The 17,159-nt window shown below is 41.1% G+C and carries 18 protein-coding genes; 11 read left to right on the top strand and 7 right to left on the bottom strand.

Features of this window, described 5'->3' with window-relative positions; translation table 11 throughout:
• Positions 1-111 precede the first annotated feature (111 nt).
• Both dapB and AC559H_RS15120 read left to right on the top strand, forming a co-directional pair.
• Positions 112-939, top strand: a complete 828-nt coding sequence (gene dapB, locus AC559H_RS15125; RefSeq protein ID WP_026795904.1) for a 4-hydroxy-tetrahydrodipicolinate reductase — start codon at positions 112-114, stop codon at positions 937-939.
• A gap of 72 nt (positions 940-1,011) precedes the next feature.
• Positions 1,012-1,755 carry a DUF8619 family protein gene (locus AC559H_RS15120; protein WP_026795903.1) on the top strand — a complete coding sequence of 248 codons (744 nt, stop codon included), beginning with the start codon at positions 1,012-1,014 and terminating at the stop codon, positions 1,753-1,755.
• A gap of 415 nt (positions 1,756-2,170) precedes the next feature.
• Here AC559H_RS15120 and AC559H_RS15115 read toward each other — a convergent pair whose 3' ends face one another.
• The 6 genes from AC559H_RS15115 to AC559H_RS15090 all read right to left on the bottom strand — a co-directional run bounded on the left by AC559H_RS15115 (position 2,171) and on the right by AC559H_RS15090 (position 8,342).
• Positions 2,171-2,797, bottom strand: coding sequence for a precorrin-8X methylmutase (locus tag AC559H_RS15115; RefSeq protein WP_026785457.1), 627 nt, complete (start codon positions 2,795-2,797; stop codon positions 2,171-2,173).
• A gap of 165 nt (positions 2,798-2,962) precedes the next feature.
• A complete protein-coding gene (locus AC559H_RS15110) occupies positions 2,963-3,766 on the bottom strand; it encodes a TPM domain-containing protein (protein WP_026795902.1) in 804 nt (267 codons plus the stop codon).
• A gap of 552 nt (positions 3,767-4,318) precedes the next feature.
• Positions 4,319-5,800 carry a GUN4 domain-containing protein gene (locus AC559H_RS15105; RefSeq protein ID WP_071782711.1) on the bottom strand — a complete coding sequence of 494 codons (1,482 nt, stop codon included), beginning with the start codon at positions 5,798-5,800 and terminating at the stop codon, positions 4,319-4,321.
• 159 nt (positions 5,801-5,959) lie between these two features.
• Positions 5,960-6,568: a Uma2 family endonuclease gene (locus tag AC559H_RS15100; protein ID WP_026795901.1), complete on the bottom strand. Its 609-nt coding sequence runs from the start codon at positions 6,566-6,568 to the stop codon at positions 5,960-5,962.
• A gap of 105 nt (positions 6,569-6,673) precedes the next feature.
• Positions 6,674-7,159, bottom strand: coding sequence for a molybdenum cofactor biosynthesis protein MoaE (locus AC559H_RS15095; protein ID WP_051319549.1), 486 nt, complete (start codon positions 7,157-7,159; stop codon positions 6,674-6,676).
• Positions 7,160-7,343: 184 nt separating this feature from the next.
• Positions 7,344-8,342 carry a polysaccharide deacetylase family protein gene (locus AC559H_RS15090; protein ID WP_036831923.1) on the bottom strand — a complete coding sequence of 333 codons (999 nt, stop codon included), beginning with the start codon at positions 8,340-8,342 and terminating at the stop codon, positions 7,344-7,346.
• Between the two features lie 225 nt (positions 8,343-8,567).
• On the opposite strand from AC559H_RS15090, the gene sixA reads away from it, so the two are divergent.
• From sixA to nuoK, 9 genes are all read left to right on the top strand, one after another.
• Positions 8,568-9,062, top strand: a complete 495-nt coding sequence (gene sixA / locus AC559H_RS15085; RefSeq protein WP_026785463.1) for a phosphohistidine phosphatase SixA — start codon at positions 8,568-8,570, stop codon at positions 9,060-9,062.
• 120 nt (positions 9,063-9,182) lie between these two features.
• Positions 9,183-10,355 (top strand): citrate synthase, encoded by a 1,173-nt coding sequence (locus tag AC559H_RS15080; protein WP_026795899.1) that lies wholly within the window; start codon positions 9,183-9,185, stop codon positions 10,353-10,355.
• A gap of 116 nt (positions 10,356-10,471) precedes the next feature.
• Positions 10,472-11,047: an IS607 family transposase gene (locus AC559H_RS15075; protein ID WP_026798537.1), complete on the top strand. Its 576-nt coding sequence runs from the start codon at positions 10,472-10,474 to the stop codon at positions 11,045-11,047.
• The gene (locus AC559H_RS15070) at positions 11,044-11,244 is read left to right on the top strand and encodes a helix-turn-helix domain-containing protein (protein ID WP_081692406.1); all 201 of its coding nucleotides are present in this window, start codon (positions 11,044-11,046) and stop codon (positions 11,242-11,244) included. The genes AC559H_RS15075 and AC559H_RS15070 overlap by 4 nt, the downstream gene beginning before the upstream one ends.
• 209 nt (positions 11,245-11,453) lie before the next feature.
• Positions 11,454-12,671: an RNA-guided endonuclease InsQ/TnpB family protein gene (locus tag AC559H_RS15065; RefSeq protein ID WP_052349360.1), complete on the top strand. Its 1,218-nt coding sequence runs from the start codon at positions 11,454-11,456 to the stop codon at positions 12,669-12,671.
• A 104-nt stretch (positions 12,672-12,775) separates the two neighbouring features.
• Positions 12,776-13,894 carry an NADH-quinone oxidoreductase subunit NuoH gene (nuoH, locus tag AC559H_RS15060; RefSeq protein ID WP_026795898.1) on the top strand — a complete coding sequence of 373 codons (1,119 nt, stop codon included), beginning with the start codon at positions 12,776-12,778 and terminating at the stop codon, positions 13,892-13,894.
• 146 nt (positions 13,895-14,040) lie between these two features.
• Positions 14,041-14,637: an NAD(P)H-quinone oxidoreductase subunit I gene (ndhI, locus tag AC559H_RS15055; RefSeq protein ID WP_026785466.1), complete on the top strand. Its 597-nt coding sequence runs from the start codon at positions 14,041-14,043 to the stop codon at positions 14,635-14,637.
• Positions 14,638-14,751: 114 nt separating this feature from the next.
• Positions 14,752-15,372 (top strand): NADH-quinone oxidoreductase subunit J, encoded by a 621-nt coding sequence (locus AC559H_RS15050; RefSeq protein ID WP_026785467.1) that lies wholly within the window; start codon positions 14,752-14,754, stop codon positions 15,370-15,372.
• A 123-nt stretch (positions 15,373-15,495) separates the two neighbouring features.
• A complete protein-coding gene (nuoK, locus tag AC559H_RS15045; protein ID WP_026785468.1) occupies positions 15,496-15,807 on the top strand; it encodes an NADH-quinone oxidoreductase subunit NuoK in 312 nt (103 codons plus the stop codon).
• A gap of 51 nt (positions 15,808-15,858) precedes the next feature.
• Here the strand turns inward: nuoK and AC559H_RS15040 are convergent, their stop codons facing one another.
• Positions 15,859-17,121, bottom strand: a complete 1,263-nt coding sequence (locus AC559H_RS15040) for a M16 family metallopeptidase (protein WP_026795897.1) — start codon at positions 17,119-17,121, stop codon at positions 15,859-15,861.
• Positions 17,122-17,159: the final 38 nt, after the last annotated feature.

The raw sequence follows: 17,159 nt of genomic DNA, 5'->3' as shown, positions 1-17,159 counted from the left end.
ACAAATACCGAAATACCGGGCATGATTTTAATTAAATGCCCCTTCTAGGTATAATTTACGCGAAATCTTTTCTGTGACTGGAAATTTTGACTTAGATCTATTTAATTTATTATGACTAATTCCCTTCCAATTCCCGTAATTATTAATGGCGCTGGCGGAAAAATGGGCCGCGAAGTGATTAAAGCGGTCGCCGCATCTCCCGATATGACCTTGTTAGGGGCAATTGATCATAACCTGGCTTATCAAGAACAGGATGCGGGAACTTTGGTCGGAATTGAACCCTTGGAAGTTCCGATCACCAATGACCGAGAAGGAATGTTAGCCATGGCAGCCCAGGAAAAACAGCCTGGAGTTATGGTAGATTTCACCCATCCTGATTCAGTTTACGACAATATTCGGGCTGCGATCGCTTATGGCGTGCGTCCAGTTGTCGGAACTACGGGGTTAAGTCCGGCCCAAATTCAAGACTTAGCCGAATTTGCCGATAAAGCCAGTATGGGGTGTTTGCTGATTCCTAATTTTTCCATTGGCATGGTATTATTACAACAAGCAGCAATCACCGCGTCTCGCTATTTTGATCATGTTGAAATTATCGAATTACATCATAATCAAAAAGCCGATGCTCCCAGTGGAACTGCAATTCAAACGGCACAATTATTAGCAGAATTAGGGAAAACCTATAATTCTCCCCTAGTTACAGAAACCGAAAAAATCACCGGAGCTAGAGGCGCCGAAGCTGGAGAAGGAATTAGAATTCATAGTATTCGTTTACCTGGATTAATTGCCCATCAAGAGGTAATATTTGGGGCTGCGGGTCAAATTTATACCCTGCGTCATGATACTAGCGATCGCTCCTGTTATATGCCCGGAGTTCTACTCGCTATTCGCAAAGTCTTAGCATTGAAAACCTTGGTTTATGGATTGGAAAAAATCTTATAAATCAAGGTTTAGAACACTCAAACTTCCTTTATCTTGACTGATAACTGGTAACTGATAACTGATAACTGAAAAATGCTTGTTCCCATAACTCGTCAAACTTTTGAAAACTTAATTCCCGCCGTGGCTACGGGAGAACAATATAAGTATTGTTGGGGAAAACCCAGGGATTTTTTAAAACGTCTATTAATTTCTGCGGTCTGTTTAGCAATTTGGATTTTTCTGGAATATACCGTAGAAGGAGATACCCTAAGAATCCTAATATTAATCGCCGGAATTAGCTCCTCCTTATATTGGTTATGGATGCCTGTTTGGGAAGCCAGTTGGCGGAATATTAAATATCGAAAATATCCCTATGCCGGATTTTTACAGGGAAAAATTCTGGATTTCTATATTAGTGAAGCGGTCACCGAACAACAGGAATCTGTAAATCAGCGCGGAGAACTAATTATTATTGAAAACCTGGAAAGAAGAATTAATGTAGAAATCGGAGACTCTAGCGGGTTTACCACCTTAATTCAAGCCCCCCTAAATCGCAACCATAAACGCCTACGTCGGGGTCAAGTTGCCCAGATGATTGTGATGTCTTATTTAGATGATTTAAGCGAAATTAATGAAGTTTCCGATATCTATATTCCCAGTCAAAACCTTTGGATTAGTGACTATCCCTACGTCCGTCGAGATATTTTCAGAGAAATTAGTCATCGTTTCCAGTCCCGACGCCCTAAAAAAGCACCTCCATCTCCCCAAACTTCCGCAATTGAACGCTATCAACCCGCAAACAGTTATGATCAAGTTTATGATGATGATCAACCTTAACCTCAAAATCCATCCCCAATACATTAAATAATCTAATACCTACAACCGAATAATTTTAAAATTCAAAATCATCCCCATTTCACAATTCTTCACAAAAGCCCGATTATTGAGAAAAACTTCTATTAAGCCCACCACTTGACAATACTTTCAGCGAATGTTAGAGTTTTAGCAAATAGACTAAAGTTGGTATTTCTATACCCCTACCCCAAATTAAAAGCCACAAAGCCTATAAAAACCCTAAATATCAATAAAACTCCCAAAAATCACCCCTAATAAAACCCCATAGCAAACTTTTAAAATTTCACCCTTCCCGGACCACCCTTGACAAAAACACTAAAATATGATAAGGGCTAACCAATAAATTAGTATTTTCCACCCCTTCGTGTCTTCGTGTCTTTGTGGTTAAATAAGTTGATTAACTCCCATTCCCTTCTCGGCCATAGGCTTGCCAAGCCAGATCAACCAAAGCATCCATCAAAGCCACCGCCACCACCGCACTCCCCTTGCGTCCATCAATCCGAATATGGGGAACCATGGAATCATTCAAACGAGACTTAGCCACATCAGCCCCGACAAAACCCGAAGGCGTCGCAATCACCAAAGCGGGCTTAATTTCCTCCGCCTCAATTAAATCGACTATCCCAGAAAGGGCGGTTTGTTCCTGACCAATCACAAAAATCGCCTCTGGATAGCGCCTAGCTAACGTCTCAATCCCCCAAGCCGAGCGAGTTTTTTCCCGTTGGGGTCGAGTTACCGCCTCCATAGAACAATAAACCGGATTAGCAAAAGTCGAAAGAATCCGAGGAGTAATCCCGACTTGTACCATAGGCACATCCACCACAATCGTTGTCCGGGCAGCTAAGGCCGCCGCCCCACCTTGTAAAGCTTGATCAGAAAACCGCACTAAACTCTTATATTCAAAATCCGCCGTCGAATAAACTACCCGACGCACAATTTCATATTCGGCTGGCGAAAAGACATGATCGCCAATTTCACCATCAATAATTCCTAAACTCTGGGCATCCGTAATATGCCATTCCATTGTGACTCGCCGATTATTACTGAAGTTCTGGGGATAAGTAGAATTTACCTAGCACAACCAGATTACAACTTACCTAGTGTATCAGGTGCGTGCAGTTATTACCAAAAAAATCGGATAGGAAAGCGGTAAGACCCTATTAACTTCCACCTGCTTTCCCTAATCTGTTCAACCTTCCTGGGAGGAGGACTGATTTAATAACGGAGTCAGATAGGCTACCAAGAAACCAATTAAAAAGCCAGAAATATTACGGACAAGGGGAAGCCATTCTTGGGTACGAGAAATTACCGGGCCAATTCCGAAGGCAATAAATAAAATTCCCCACAGAGGCGAGAAAATTAACGCCCACTGCCAGGAAATCAATTGTCCCGACTTGCGGGGAATACTCGCCACGCCGCAAATAATCCCACCGATAGCAGAAGTAATTAGGGTTAAAATCCATTGTTCTGGAGGAAGCCCGGGAACTACCCGACAACCGCCTTGAATTAAACAGCCTTGAATAGTATCAATAGATTGAATAATTGATTGGTCTTCCCCATTGTCTCTAACAAAATATTGATTTCCGAAGCGAGTTTGTAACTCTACCCAGAATGTCCGAGACAGAAACGGGTAAATCTGACGACCGACGCTAAAGTTAAGGATATTCCCCCCCCGTTCATCAGCTACGACTAAAACGCTTTTATCATCCAGTCCCCAATACTCCTTAACGGCGCGACCGGGGGTTTGGTCAAATTGAGTTAATACCCTAACTTTCCAACCCGTTTCGGTTTCAAAGTTTTCTATATCCTTGGCCAATAGATTTTCCTGAATATCGGTGAAAATTCCCGCCAGGTCAATCACCGGAGTTTGAATCTGAGGAAGTAGGTCAGGATTATTAAACGCATGAGCAACCGGGGTAATTGCCCAGGTGGAGAGGGTAATAGCTAATATAGCAATAGAGAGGAGCAATCTATTGGGCCAATTCTGTTGCATGGTAGATCCTATAAATGTTTATAAGTGTGGACAATATTGGTTTTTGTTAACCGGGAGATAATCGGACTCTCATATTTCTTTACAATTTTTAACTTTATCACAGAATAGGCAATCAGCGACCAATACAGGCCAGAGGCGGAGGCAAAATTTCACCCGTCGCCAAGAAAGAAACCGGGTTTCTGTCATCACCTTTGTTATAAACAGAAATCTCAATTAAGAAACCCGGTTTCTGACCCGTGTACATAGCGCCAAGAAAGAAACCGTGTTTCTACCATCACCTTTGCTATGAACAGAAATCTTAGTTAAGAAACCGGGTTTCTGACCCAATTATTAAAATAAAACCCGTAGGGGCGGGTTCGACAAAATTTTTCAAATCTGACAAATAATCTTGATAAATCCGCCCCACCCTACCAAAATTTAATGTTAATAAAACCGGGTTTATATTGATTCCTATTACGGGGTTGGGCGGGTTTATTTAGGTTAATTATTATTAACAAAAATCCCGGTGAACCCGCCCCTACGCTGTCGGGTAAAAGCCTTATATGTTACAGTCTACAAGTCTCGACGCGAGAGAAGAGATACTCCCCCAACCAACTCCCCACAATCATATAACACAAACACAAAACCCAAACCCACATCCCCAAACCAAATTCCCCCACTTACAGAAGGGAGTTGGCCACTTGGTGCTGTCTGATTAAAATTTAGATCTTTGTAATACAACCAGCCACCTCCTACACGCCAACCCACCTGATCACCAAACGCTGACCAGACTTTACGATCATAACTCCGGGTTCCTCCCAGACTTTTATAGATGCGCTTCTGTACCGAAAAGCCGAAGCGTCCATTGCTATATTTTACCCAAAGTTGGTCAATAGTTCGCAAATCCTCACAGGGAAATTTATCAATATCTTCAGTCCCTAAATATCCCTCCTTTGTTCTTCCGGCTACTTCTAACATTTTTTTAGCCGTTTCTTCGTCAGCTTCTTTCCAACTTCCGGCTTTTAAAAGTTGTTCTAATTGACGATAATTAACACCTTTAGCTGACTTTAATTCTATATCCGGTTGGGGTGTAAATTGGGGTGTTGGTTTGACTGCTGGTTTGACTGTTGGTTTGACTGTTGGTTGCGGTGTAAATTTTAGTTTTGGTGGTGATATCGGTTTTGCGGGTAATTGTAATTCTTCTAATACTTCTTGAGCAGTTTGAAAGCGTTTTCTTGTTCCCTGTTGTAAAAGTTTATCTAAGACTTGACCCAAAGTATTATTGACTTTAACCGTTAAATAATCTCGCCAAACCCAATCACTTTCACTGACATCAAATAAATCAAACGGTTCAATATTAGTTAATAAATGAATACAAGTTACCCCTAAACTATATAAATCACTAGCAAAAGTCGGTTTTCCCATCGCTTGTTCGGGTGCAGTATATTGGGCAGAACCAATAACTGTTCCCGTGACCGCTAACGCCGTTATAGTGGCTGCTTTAGCTGCTCCAAAATCTACTAAAAATAATTTATTATCGCTCTTTCTTCTAATAATATTTTCCGGTTTTATATCTCGATGAATTACCTGTTTTTGATGAATAAACGCTAAAATAGGCAATAAATCTCCTAAAAGATTAATAATTTTAGCTTCTGAAAATGCCCCAGTTTGAGCTAATTCTTGAGCTAAATTTTGTCCTTCAATATATTCTTGAACGAGATATTGACGGTTATCTTGGATTAAATAGGCGAATAATTCAGGAATTTGTTGATGTTTGCCTAAATGTTCTAATTGTATGGCTTCTTGTTTAAAAAGTTCTCCGGCTTTTTCTTGATTATTCGTGCCTTGAGCTTGGGGTAAAAATTGTTTAATTACACAATAGGGTTGAGAAGGTTTATGCTCATCAACCGCTAGAAACGTTCGACCAAAACCCCCTTGTCCTAATATTTCTAAAGCCCGATATCGATCTGTTAACAGTAATTTAGAACCACACTTTTGACAAAAAGTTGTTTTAGAGTTGGTTTGTAAACAATCGGGGTTAAGGCACTTACTCATGTTTAAGCCTAGGGATAGATGACAATGCTGATTTAATTATAGCCGTAAGTGGTTCAGCTTGTACCAAGAAATCCCAGAAACCGGGTTTCTGCAATAACTTTTGTTAATAACAGAAAGATGAGTTGAGAAACTAGGTTTCTGAGCCCCCACACCTCCAAATTACCTGCGAAGTTGTTGACGAAAAGTTTGAATAGCAGCTAATTGTTGAGGATATAAAATGAATTGTTGTAAAAGTTCCAAATCTAATTCTGGAAGTAACAAACTCTGATCAATTTTTTGATAATGTTGGTTCTGTAAACCATAAATTGAAAGTTGGTTATTTTGCCAAAACCAAACTTCAGGAACATTTAACCGTTGATAAATTTCTAGTTTATTGACTCCGCCACTGGTTAAAATTACCTCGATAACTAAATCAGGAATTTCTTTTTCTGTTATAATACAATAACTTTCATCGGGTTCACTACCTCCCCGTTGTTCTTGAAGACGTAGGGTAGTAGAACCTAATGGAAAATATTCTATATTCCTTTCTTCAAAATAAACTTCTAATAAGGTGGCAATTCTTTTTTTAATCCCTTCATGACGACGACTCGGAGACACAATTTCTAATACTCCATTCCAGTAGGTTAGTCGCAATGATCCTTGATTACCAAGTTTATCAATTAAAGTCTCATAATATTGCCAACTCACCCCATTTATAAGCAAGTAAATGTCTTGTTCATGTAAGTCTTGATGATCCTGTTCTAATTCTTGAATTAACTCAGTTAACATTCTTTGTTCCTCTTGAACTTTTCCTGTCTGTTCCGTGTTCCCTCCCCCCTAGCCCCCCGTGCACGGGGGGTTTGGGGGCTGTTCCGGTGTTCCCTGCTATCGAAATTAACAATTAGTTTCACAAGACCCAATACTTACCCAACTACTTGAACCATCTTTCCAATGTTCTTTTTTCCAAATCGGTGCATTATGCTTTAAAGTATCAATAGCATATTGACAGGCTTCAAAGGCTTCTCGACGGTGAGGACAACCCACCGCAATTAAAACACTAATTTCACCAATTCTTAACCGTCCAATACGATGATGAATGACTACACGGGTCACATTTAACCAAGAAGCGCGGATATCTGTGGCAATTTTTTCAAAGACTTTTATCGCCATCGGTTGATAGGCTTGATATTCTAAGGATTCTACGGGTTGACCATTGGTTTGATTTCTCACCATTCCACTCATCACCACAATAGCCCCATTCCTATTATCATCGGCTAAAGTATAAATTTCCTCTAATAAAAGAGGTGCAATTGTAATTGAAAAACTATCTTGAAACGGAGATGGATTGAATGTTAAATCTGTCTCTAAATTATCAGAAATAATCACAACCTTAAACTCCCAAATTAATGAATTAACCTGTAAGGGCGGCTTGGTGTGAGATCTTTGTTAATCACCTAAATCTCGATGAACCTGCCCCTACGAACCTAACAATATTCTAAGGTTAGTGACAACCGATAATTGATCATAACTTTCCGGTGTCACTAATCCTTGATTAATGATAGACTTAAGGTTGACTGCTATCAGTAGATTGAGATGGTTCAACGGGTTTTTGATCCGCGAGTTTTAATAATTCAGGAACTGTGACAAAAGTATAACCCTGCTCTTTGAGTTTTTTGATCACAATTGGTAATGCTTTTATCGTAGCTGAACGATTTCCTCCCCCATCGTGCATTAAAATAATGCCACCGGATTTAGCCTGTTTTAAAACATTATCAATAATTTTGTCCGATGAAGCTTTCCAGTCCTGAGAATCCACTGACCATAAGATATTCACATGATTCTGCTTAAACGCATAATCCAGTAACCCATTATCCAAAACTCCCCCCGGCGGTCGAAATAAGGGACTTTCAACCCCGGTTACTTCTTCAATTAATTTATTGTTGCTTTCAATTTCCTCTGCGGCTCCGGCGGGACTATATTTTTGGTAGCGATGACTCCAGGTATGGTTAGCAATAACATGACCTTCGTTAACTACTTCCTTGCCAATATCTTTCTGATTTTTGAGAGCATAACCCACCCAAAAGAAAGTAGCTTTAATATTATTATCTTTGAGAATATCTAAAACTTGTCGGGTACTCTTAGGCCAGGGGCCATCATCAAAGGTAAACGCAATTACTTTTTGTTCCCCAGGAAGACTCACTTCTTTAACGGTTTTCCCTTGGAATTGTTCAGGAATGGTATAGGTAAAGCGTTGGGTTTCTAGTTGTGCTAAGTTCTTTTTCAGGTTCTCTACTCCCTGGGCGATCGCATCTTTCGGATTTAAGTCCGATCTGGATACCACCGCAGGAGTTGTCTGCGCCGTAGCAGTATCTTCAGCTTTTTGGGCCCCTTGAGAAATCTCCCTGTGGGGTTGTGAAGAAATCGCAGTAATACCCTGTTTACTTACTCGTTCAACACGCAGATTAAATGGTAATATCACACCCATCACAAAACTTGTAGTCGCCGCTACAAGAGCAAAGAGGGCGATTTTTTGTTGTCGTAGGATAGGACTATACTGAGCCACGAGATTACTCCTTCACACCGAAATGAATTGTAGAACTGAGAGGGATTAAGCTGCACCTAAAAATATCCACCGATCTAACTTTGAGATCAGCATTTATAGACGCATAGTTTCAATAAAAAGTCAAGACAAAGACGAAAGATTTAACCTAACTAATTTTCAAAGGTTTAAAGATAAAACCTTTAAAATCTTAGTATATAAAGCTATCAACAGGAATATATTTTTTTCATGACCAATTTATATTTGATTCGTCATGGCATTGCCGCAGAACGGGGAACATATCAAAATGATGATCAACGTCCTTTAACCCAAGAAGGCGATCGCAAAACCCGCCAAGTGGCCAATCGCTTGAAACAACTTAACTTACAATTTGATCAAATTCTCACCAGTCCCTTGATTCGCGCCCGCCAAACCGCAGACATTCTCAAAGCCGTAGGATTATCTTCTAACCTAGAGGAATTTGCCCCCTTAGCTCCCGATGGCAAAATTGAGGATTGGATCTCTTGGTACAAAACTTGGCAGTTAACGGGGGGTAAAAGTTTAGCCTTAGTGGGACATCAACCCGATTTAGGATATTGGGCAGAATTATTGATTTGGGGACAGCCCAAAGCCTCCCTAATAGTCAAAAAAGCCGGAATTATTGGAATTAACCTACCCGTCACTAACCCCATCGGGAATAGTCAACTGTTCTGGTTAACTTCCCCCAAATTTTTGTTAAGTTAAAGAGCCGAGGTTTGTTCATGAGTGTCAGAAGGAGATAACAAAATCCTGTCAAAATGAAAACACTATCAATTGCTCTGCTAATGTAGCTTGATAAATATCCACACACATACATAAACTTCTATGACTGCCATTAGTGAATTCAAGCCCGGTCTTGAGGGTGTTCCGGTTACCTTGTCCAGTGTTAGCTACGTTGATGGACAAAAAGGCATTTTAGAGTACCGAGGCATTGGGATTGAACAACTGGCGAACCAGAGTACCTTTCTGGAAACCTCCTATTTACTGATCTGGGGAAAACTCCCCACCAAAGATGAATTAGCAGACTTTGAACATGAAATTCGCTATCATCGACGGATTAAATATCGGATTCGGGACATGATGAAATGCTTCCCCGAAACCGGACATCCCATGGACGCCTTACAAACTTCGGCGGCGGCTTTGGGACTATTCTATTCTCGTCGAGCTTTAGATAATCCCGAATATATTCGAGAAGCCGTTGTCCGGTTACTGGCTAAAATTCCCACCATGGTTGCAGCTTTCCAATTGATGAGAAAGGGTAACGATCCCGTACAACCCCGGGATGATTTGGACTATTCCACCAACTTTCTCTATATGTTAAATGAGCGGGAACCCGATCCGATCGCAGCCCGGGTCTTTGATGTTTGTCTCACCCTTCATGCGGAACATACTATTAACGCTTCTACATTCTCCGCCATGGTAACCGCTTCTACCCTCACCGATCCCTATGCGGTAGTAGCTTCGGCGGTCGGAACCTTAGCTGGGCCATTACATGGGGGGGCGAATGAGGAAGTTTTGACGATGTTAGAGGAAATTGGTTCTGTGGAAAATGTTGGCTCCTACGTGGATAATTTGATTGCGACCAAATCTAAAATCATGGGATTTGGACATCGGGTTTATAAAGTTAAAGATCCCCGGGCTACGATTTTGCAACAACTAGGAGAACAGCTATTTGAAAGGTTTGGCCATGATGAATATTATGAAATTGCTTTGGAATTAGAACGAGTTGTGGCTGATCGTTTAGGGGAAAAAGGCATTTATCCTAACGTTGATTTCTATTCCGGTTTGGTTTACCGCAAGTTAAATATTCCCTCCGATCTATTTACCCCGATTTTTGCGATCGCCCGGGTTTCAGGTTGGTTAGCCCACTGGAAAGAACAAATTACCAAAAACCGCATCTTCCGTCCGACTCAAATTTATACTGGTTCCCATAATGAAACCTATGTTCCCATTCATGAACGCGACTGCGCGATTAACCTAGAAGGAGAAACTCTGTAAACCAGTTTGATCGCCGTATTCAGAGGGAATGTTCAGGCTATCAGGCTAAAGTTTTGAGGGTTATTCAACAGTATAGGTTTTGTTAACAGATACTAATGTATGTTATAGTTTAATACATGGCATACATACCACTCAGAAAAGCGGTCGAATTTCTGGGTCTGCATCCCAATACGTTGAGAAAATACGCTGATGAAGGGAAGATCAAAAGCATCAAAAACCCCGCAGGACAAAGACTCTACGATGTCGAATCCTACATCAGAGATACAGTGGTCGCTACCACTGTTTGCTACTGCCGAGTTAGTTCAACAAAACAGCGAGATGACCTCGATAGACAAGTCTCCTATATGCAATCAATCTACCCAGATGCAGAAATTGTCCGAGATATCGGTTCAGGACTTAACTTCAAAAGGAAAGGATTGCAAGGGTTACTGGTCAGACTTATGCGAGGAGATAAGCTCACAATTGTTGTTGCCTGTAGAGACAGATTATGTCGATTCGGATTTCAATTATTCGAGTTTATGGCAGAACAAAACGGTGGAAACATCGTGGTTCTCGAAAATCCTATATACTGCCCAGAAACCGAACTCACAGCCGATCTTCTCTCCATCCTTGGTGTCTTTTCTTGTCGGATGCACGGACTCAGAAGCTACAGCAAAAAAATCAAAGAAGATCCGAATCTACCTAAACCCTGACACAAAAAAAATTGCTCAAACAATGGTTTGGAGTTAGTAGATTTGTCTACAACGAAACCATTAAATATTTGCAGCAACCTGACACAAAAGCCAACTGGATGGCGATTAAAACAGGAATCTTAAACGGATTACCTGAATGGGCTAAACCCTTCCCTTATCAAATTAAATCAATAGCCATCTTGATACGCCTTGGTTAAGACAATTCTTAACTTATGTATTTGTTAGCAAACGTTAGCAAAAAAGTATCGGCATTCAAACGCTATACTGGTTTACAAAGCCAGGGTGGGAGCGTGAAAGCCCACTGGCTTCAGCCGTGGGATGAAACGCGACGCAGGCACTTTTAAGTGCCGTCATCTACCAATTAATTTGTACCCAGTTATTAGATATTTATGTTATCATATTTTCCATGATCAAAGTAACTCGGACGATTAAATTAAAATTCGCAAAACTCAACCGTTGTCAAGCTCAAATGTTTGAGCAAATGACGGAAGAAAACACGCAGATTGCTAATAAGCTGTTGTCATTGCCAATTAAAGAACGGCGAAAAATGACAACAGCTAAAATCATGTCCGAGTTAAAATCTGCTCTGGTCAATCAAGTTATTCGACATACCACATCCCCAACGGGTCGTAAAACCAAGCAATATAAAGTTCTTGCTGTAGAAGTTAACAATCAAAATTGGAAATTAACTCAAAAAGGGAGTACCTATTCAATTAGCTTCCCGACCCTCAAAGGTGAAAAAAGAATCCCCATTGAAGTAGCATCTCCTCATTGGCAACCCGTTTTAGATGGATTGTTAGAGGAAACAATTCAAGGGGGTTCTTTTAAATTGATTAAACATCGAAATAAGTGGTATGCCTATCTGTCGATAACAGAGGATGTTCCAGAAGTTGAGACAGAGAAAAGATTGGGATGTGACCGAGGGCAGAATAATTTAGCGGTAGTTGCACCAAAAGAAGGTTTCGGCAAGTTCTTTAATGGTCAAAGTGTTAAGCATCGAAGACGTTATTTTCAACAACGTAGAAAACAACTTCAAGAAGCTAAAAAGTTTCGAGCTTTAAAGAAATGGAACAAAAAAGAGCAACGATGGATGGAAGCTATCAACCATACCATTAGTCGCCGAATTGTTCGTTTTGCCGAATTTCATAATGCTGATGTTGTGATTGAGGATTTAGAAGGTTGTCGAAATACCATGAAACAGAGACAGAAATCTCGTTCTGATTCTGGTCAATCTCGGCATAGTTGGTCTTATTATTCTTTGGAACAAAAACTTAATTATAAGTTGGCTCTTAAAGGATTGAAATTAATTAAAAGACCTGCGCCCTATACTTCTAAATCTTGTTCAACTTGTGGTGTTATTGGTAAGAGAAATCGGCACGATTTTAATTGCCCTAATGGTCACTACCACAATTCTGATTTTAATGCTGCACGAAATCTGTCTCAATGGGATGGTTTCGCTTGTGATTTAAACCTAAAGAGAGATGCTTCTGTAATGGATTCATCCGGTTTAAATTATGGGGTGTTTGGCGCACCCCCGAACTCGGTGAAAAACAATCAAAAAGAGTATATTCAACTGTCTTTATTTGATTGGGCTAGATACGAGAATCCCACCCCTTTAGCGTAGCGTAGGGGTGGGAGTGTCAAGGCAAAAAATTAGTGATCAGTTCTACAATGATGACTGATGACTGATGACTGATGACTGATTACTGATTACTGATTACTGATTCCATGAACCCAGGAATTGATTTACAAGCAAGTTTTGTAGAAGGCCTCACAGGTCTGGGCCTATCCTTAGAGATGGCCAAATTGTTTTGGCTCCCTCTGCCCATGGGATTAATGATTGTATCTGCAACTGTTGGTGTTTTAGGAACGGTATGGCTAGAAAGGAAAATTTCCGCCGCAGCACAACAACGCATTGGCCCTGAGTATATGGGGCCAATGGGAATCTTAGCCCCTTTAGCTGATGGTTTGAAATTACTGTTCAAAGAAGATACTATTCCCTTTGATGCAGACCCCTGGTTATTTACCTTGGGGCCGGTTATTGTCTCCATTCCCGTGTTTTTGTCCTATTTAATTGTCCCCTTTGGACAAAACATGGTGATTACGGATCTAAGTACCGCTATTTTTCTCTGGATTGCCCTTTCAAGTATTCAACCGATTGGGTTATTAATGTCCGGTTATGCCTCCAATAATAAATATTCTTTATTAGGAGGGTTACGGGCCGTCGCCCAATCCATTAGCTATGAAATTCCCCTGGCTTTAGCAGTTTTAGCCGTGGTCATGATGTCCAATAGTATGAGTACCTTGGATATCGTGAATCAGCAATCTGGCTATGGGATTCTAGGTTGGAATATCTGGCGTCAACCCGTGGGGTTCATGATTTTCTGGATTGCAGCCCTGGCCGAGTGTGAACGCTTGCCCTTTGACTTACCTGAAGCTGAGGAAGAACTGGTTGCCGGTTATCAGACTGAATATTCGGGGATGAAGTTTGCTCTGTATTATTTGGCCTCTTATGTCAACTTGGTATTGTCCGCTCTAATCGTGGCGGTCTTATACCTGGGGGGTTGGGATTTCCCGATTCCGGTTGATATGGTGGCTCCGCTCTTAGGAGTCAGTGAAACTACACCCTGGTTACAAGTCATTTTGGCGATGTTGGGCATCACCATGACCGTTTTAAAGGCTTATCTGTTAGTGTTTACGGCGGTTTTACTGCGCTGGACATTACCTCGGGTTCGGATTGACCAATTATTAAATCTAGGCTGGAAATTCCTATTACCCGTTGGCTTAGTCAATCTACTATTAACGGCCGCACTCAAGTTGGCTTTTCCCGTTGCTTTTGGCGGATAAAGCCAAATCAGTAATCAGTTATCAGTGTAAGATTTTAATTTGAAAGCTACTGATTACCAACTGAGTCTGAAATGCTGATTGCAGATCACTTAAATCTTTACTGATAACTAATTACTGTTTACTGATAACTGTTAGAGGGAGACATCATGCTCAAGTTTCTGAACCAAGTTACCGATTACGCGAAGGAAACCTTTCAATCTGCAAAGTATATCGGCCAGGGGCTTGGGGTTACGTTTGATCATATGCGTCGTCGCCCCATTACCGTTCAGTACCCCTATGAAAAATTAATTCCTTCTGAACGGTTTCGGGGGCGGATTCATTTTGAATTTGATAAATGTATTTCCTGCGAGGTTTGTGTTCGCGTTTGTCCGATCAATTTACCCGTTGTGGATTGGGACTATAACAAGGAAACCAAGAAAAAGCAGCTTAAACACTACAGTATTGATTTTGGGGTCTGTATTTTCTGTGGAAACTGTGTGGAATACTGCCCCACCAATTGCCTCTCGATGACGGAGGAATATGAATTAGCGGCCTATGACCGTCATGAATTGAACTATGACAGCGTAGCCCTAGGACGTTTACCCTATAAGGTGACCAATGATCCAATGGTCACACCGTTGCGAGAGTTCGCTTATTTACCCGCCGGGGAAATTGACCCCCATGATTTACCGGAAACGGCAGTTCGACCCGGGTTACGCCCAGAATCCATTATTGAACAAAAGTCAAAAGGCAATCAGGAGTAACGCTGGTACAGACGCGCCGTGGCACGTCTGGCCCACTGATTAAACTGATGACTGATAACTGATGACTGATAACTGATTAAACTGATTAAACTGATTACTGATAAGGATAGAATTGTGAATTTAGCGGAAGGGGTTCAAATTGTTGCTTTTGGCTTATTAGCCGTGATGATGATTGGGACAGCTTTAGGTGTGGTGCTGCTCAAAAATATCGTCTATTCTGCGTTTTTACTCGGGGGTTCATTTATTAGTATTGCTGGATTGTATATTCTCCTGAATGCTGATTTTGTCGCCGCCGCCCAGGTTTTAATTTATGTGGGTTCGGTGAATGTTCTGATCCTATTCGGGATTATGTTGGTTAACAAGAGAGAAACCTTTAAAGAACTGCCTCTAAACTGGCTGCGGAAGGGTGCAACCGCCATTGTCTGTGTGGGATTATTTGCCCTCTTAGGAACCATGGTCTTATCGACTTCTTGGTTAATTACTCCGATTGTTGAACCCGTGGGCGGTTCAGTTACATTAATTGGGCAACACTTTTTTAGTGATTTCCTGTTACCTTTTGAGTTAGCCTCGGTGTTTTTATTAATGGCAATGGTGGGGGCGATTATTCTTGCTCGTCGAGATTATATTTCTGATATTTTACCCACCCAAAAAAGTGAACCTCCGGTTTTAACCTTACAGGAACGTCCTCGTGAGTTGATTTCCGTGGCAAGCGATCGCCCTCAAAAGGGGGAGTAGGGAAGTAGGGGAGCAAGGGAGGCAAACTCTTTCTATTACCTATTACCTATTACCTATTACCTGTTCCCTATTCCCTATTCCTTAATTTTGAACTACAATAAAATTGGAGAACAATAGAGATTTATGCAATTACAACTGGAGTATTTTTTGTTAATAGCAGCGGCTCTTTTTTGTATTGGAATCTATGGATTAATTACCAGTCGTAATGCCGTTCGAGTTTTGATGTCGATTGAATTATTATTGAATGCGGTCAACTTGAACCTCATGGCATTTTCTAACTTCTTAGATTCCGCCAATATTAGGGGTCAAGTCTTCACTGTTTTTGTGATTACCGTAGCTGCGGCGGAAGCGGCTGTAGGTTTAGCCATTGTTCTGGCTATTTATCGCAACCGGGATACCATAGACATGGAAGAATTTAATCTGTTAAAGTGGTAAACCCAATTAGGATTTAAGGATCAACAGAATCAATATGTTAATCTTTAAATCCTAGGGTTGAACCACCATCACCGCATAATTTTCTAAGTTTAGCAATTCCTTCAAAATAGCTTGCAATTCTAAAGGTTCAAAGGATTGTATTTGAGCCGGATAAGTTACCGATATCTCCGGTTCTGCGACAGTAAAATAATATCCATATAGCCCCGCTAATTGTCCTGGGGTTTCCGTTGAAAAGGCATAGTCATTACAGAGAAACCTTTGACTTCTCCTTAATTCTGGTTCTGAAATTGGCTGGTTCATTAACTGATTAACTTCTTCACAAATCAGGGCTTCTACTTTCTCTAAATTTTTAGGTTCTAATAAAGCACTAATCGTAAACAAACTAGACTCTTGTTGTAAGGAAAAGTCACTACAAATATCATGGACAAGTTGCAATTTCTCCCGCAGTTTTTGGACTAATCGAGAGGTTCTTCCCGAAGCAACCACCGAAGAAAGCAAATCGAGTCCATAGGCTTGTCTTAATTGTTCCACTCCTGGCCCCGTCCAAGCTAAGGTTAAACGGGCTTCTTCAACATAAGGTAAACGCAGTTCCCGACGATGAATTCCCCGAATTTGAGGTTGCACCACTTCATAAAGATGGGTGTAAGTAGTTGGGGGTAAAAAGTTACTAAAAGCCTGACTAATCATATCCAGAGCTTGTTGTTCTTCTACATCTCCAATAATCACCACAGCCATATTTTCCGGTTGGTAGCGACATCGATGAAACCGTCGCATTTCATGGGGCGCTCGCTCCATTAATTTCGCTTTTGTTCCCAAAACCGAACGACTGTAGGGGTGACGTTCATATACAGTTTCCATTAATATCTGGAAACTCAGCCAATCGGGATCATCTTGAGCCTGACGAATTTCTTCTAAAACCACATCCCGTTCTCGATTAAACTCACCATCGGGAATACTTGCATGGAGCAATAACTCTCCCAAGGCGTTTAAGGTTTCCTCTAAATATTGAACGGCGGTTGTAATATAAAAATGAGCATAGTCGTGACTGGTAGCAGCATTGGCGACACCCCCGCAACTTTCAATCACATGATCAAACATCCCCGGCCCAATCCAATCTGTGCCTTTAAAAATCATGTGTTCCAGAAAGTGCGCCATCCCTGACCACATATCCGGCTCATAAATAGCACCCGCCCTAACCCAGACATCCACAACCACAACCGGAGTGGCGGTCATTTGCTGATGAATCACCGTTAAACCATTGTTCAGCTTAAAAGTGCGGGCGGGAAATTTTGAAGTTGTCAAAACTTGAGACAAATTATTTTAAGTTAAACTCCACTTAATTTAGCCTACTT

The sequence above is a fragment of the Planktothrix prolifica NIVA-CYA 540 genome, from assembly GCF_963864145.1.
In the GTDB taxonomy this organism is placed as follows: domain Bacteria; phylum Cyanobacteriota; class Cyanobacteriia; order Cyanobacteriales; family Microcoleaceae; genus Planktothrix; species Planktothrix agardhii.
The sequence above is the reverse complement of the archived record's forward strand: the minus strand, read 5'-3'. Positions and strand labels throughout refer to the sequence as shown.

Coding starts and splice junctions, on each gene's coding strand:
- AC559H_RS15075 (WP_026798537.1), top strand. CDS start 10,472: ATGGCATACATACCACTCAGAAAAGCGGTCGAATTTCTGGGTCTGCAT.
- dapB (WP_026795904.1), top strand. CDS start 112: ATGACTAATTCCCTTCCAATTCCCGTAATTATTAATGGCGCTGGCGGA.
- AC559H_RS15110 (WP_026795902.1), bottom strand. CDS start 3,766: ATGCAACAGAATTGGCCCAATAGATTGCTCCTCTCTATTGCTATATTA.
- AC559H_RS15115 (WP_026785457.1), bottom strand. CDS start 2,797: ATGGAATGGCATATTACGGATGCCCAGAGTTTAGGAATTATTGATGGT.
- AC559H_RS15105 (WP_071782711.1), bottom strand. CDS start 5,800: ATGAGTAAGTGCCTTAACCCCGATTGTTTACAAACCAACTCTAAAACA.
- sixA (WP_026785463.1), top strand. CDS start 8,568: ATGACCAATTTATATTTGATTCGTCATGGCATTGCCGCAGAACGGGGA.
- nuoH (WP_026795898.1), top strand. CDS start 12,776: ATGAACCCAGGAATTGATTTACAAGCAAGTTTTGTAGAAGGCCTCACA.
- AC559H_RS15065 (WP_052349360.1), top strand. CDS start 11,454: ATGATCAAAGTAACTCGGACGATTAAATTAAAATTCGCAAAACTCAAC.
- AC559H_RS15120 (WP_026795903.1), top strand. CDS start 1,012: ATGCTTGTTCCCATAACTCGTCAAACTTTTGAAAACTTAATTCCCGCC.
- AC559H_RS15100 (WP_026795901.1), bottom strand. CDS start 6,568: ATGTTAACTGAGTTAATTCAAGAATTAGAACAGGATCATCAAGACTTA.
- ndhI (WP_026785466.1), top strand. CDS start 14,041: ATGCTCAAGTTTCTGAACCAAGTTACCGATTACGCGAAGGAAACCTTT.
- AC559H_RS15080 (WP_026795899.1), top strand. CDS start 9,183: ATGACTGCCATTAGTGAATTCAAGCCCGGTCTTGAGGGTGTTCCGGTT.
- nuoK (WP_026785468.1), top strand. CDS start 15,496: ATGCAATTACAACTGGAGTATTTTTTGTTAATAGCAGCGGCTCTTTTT.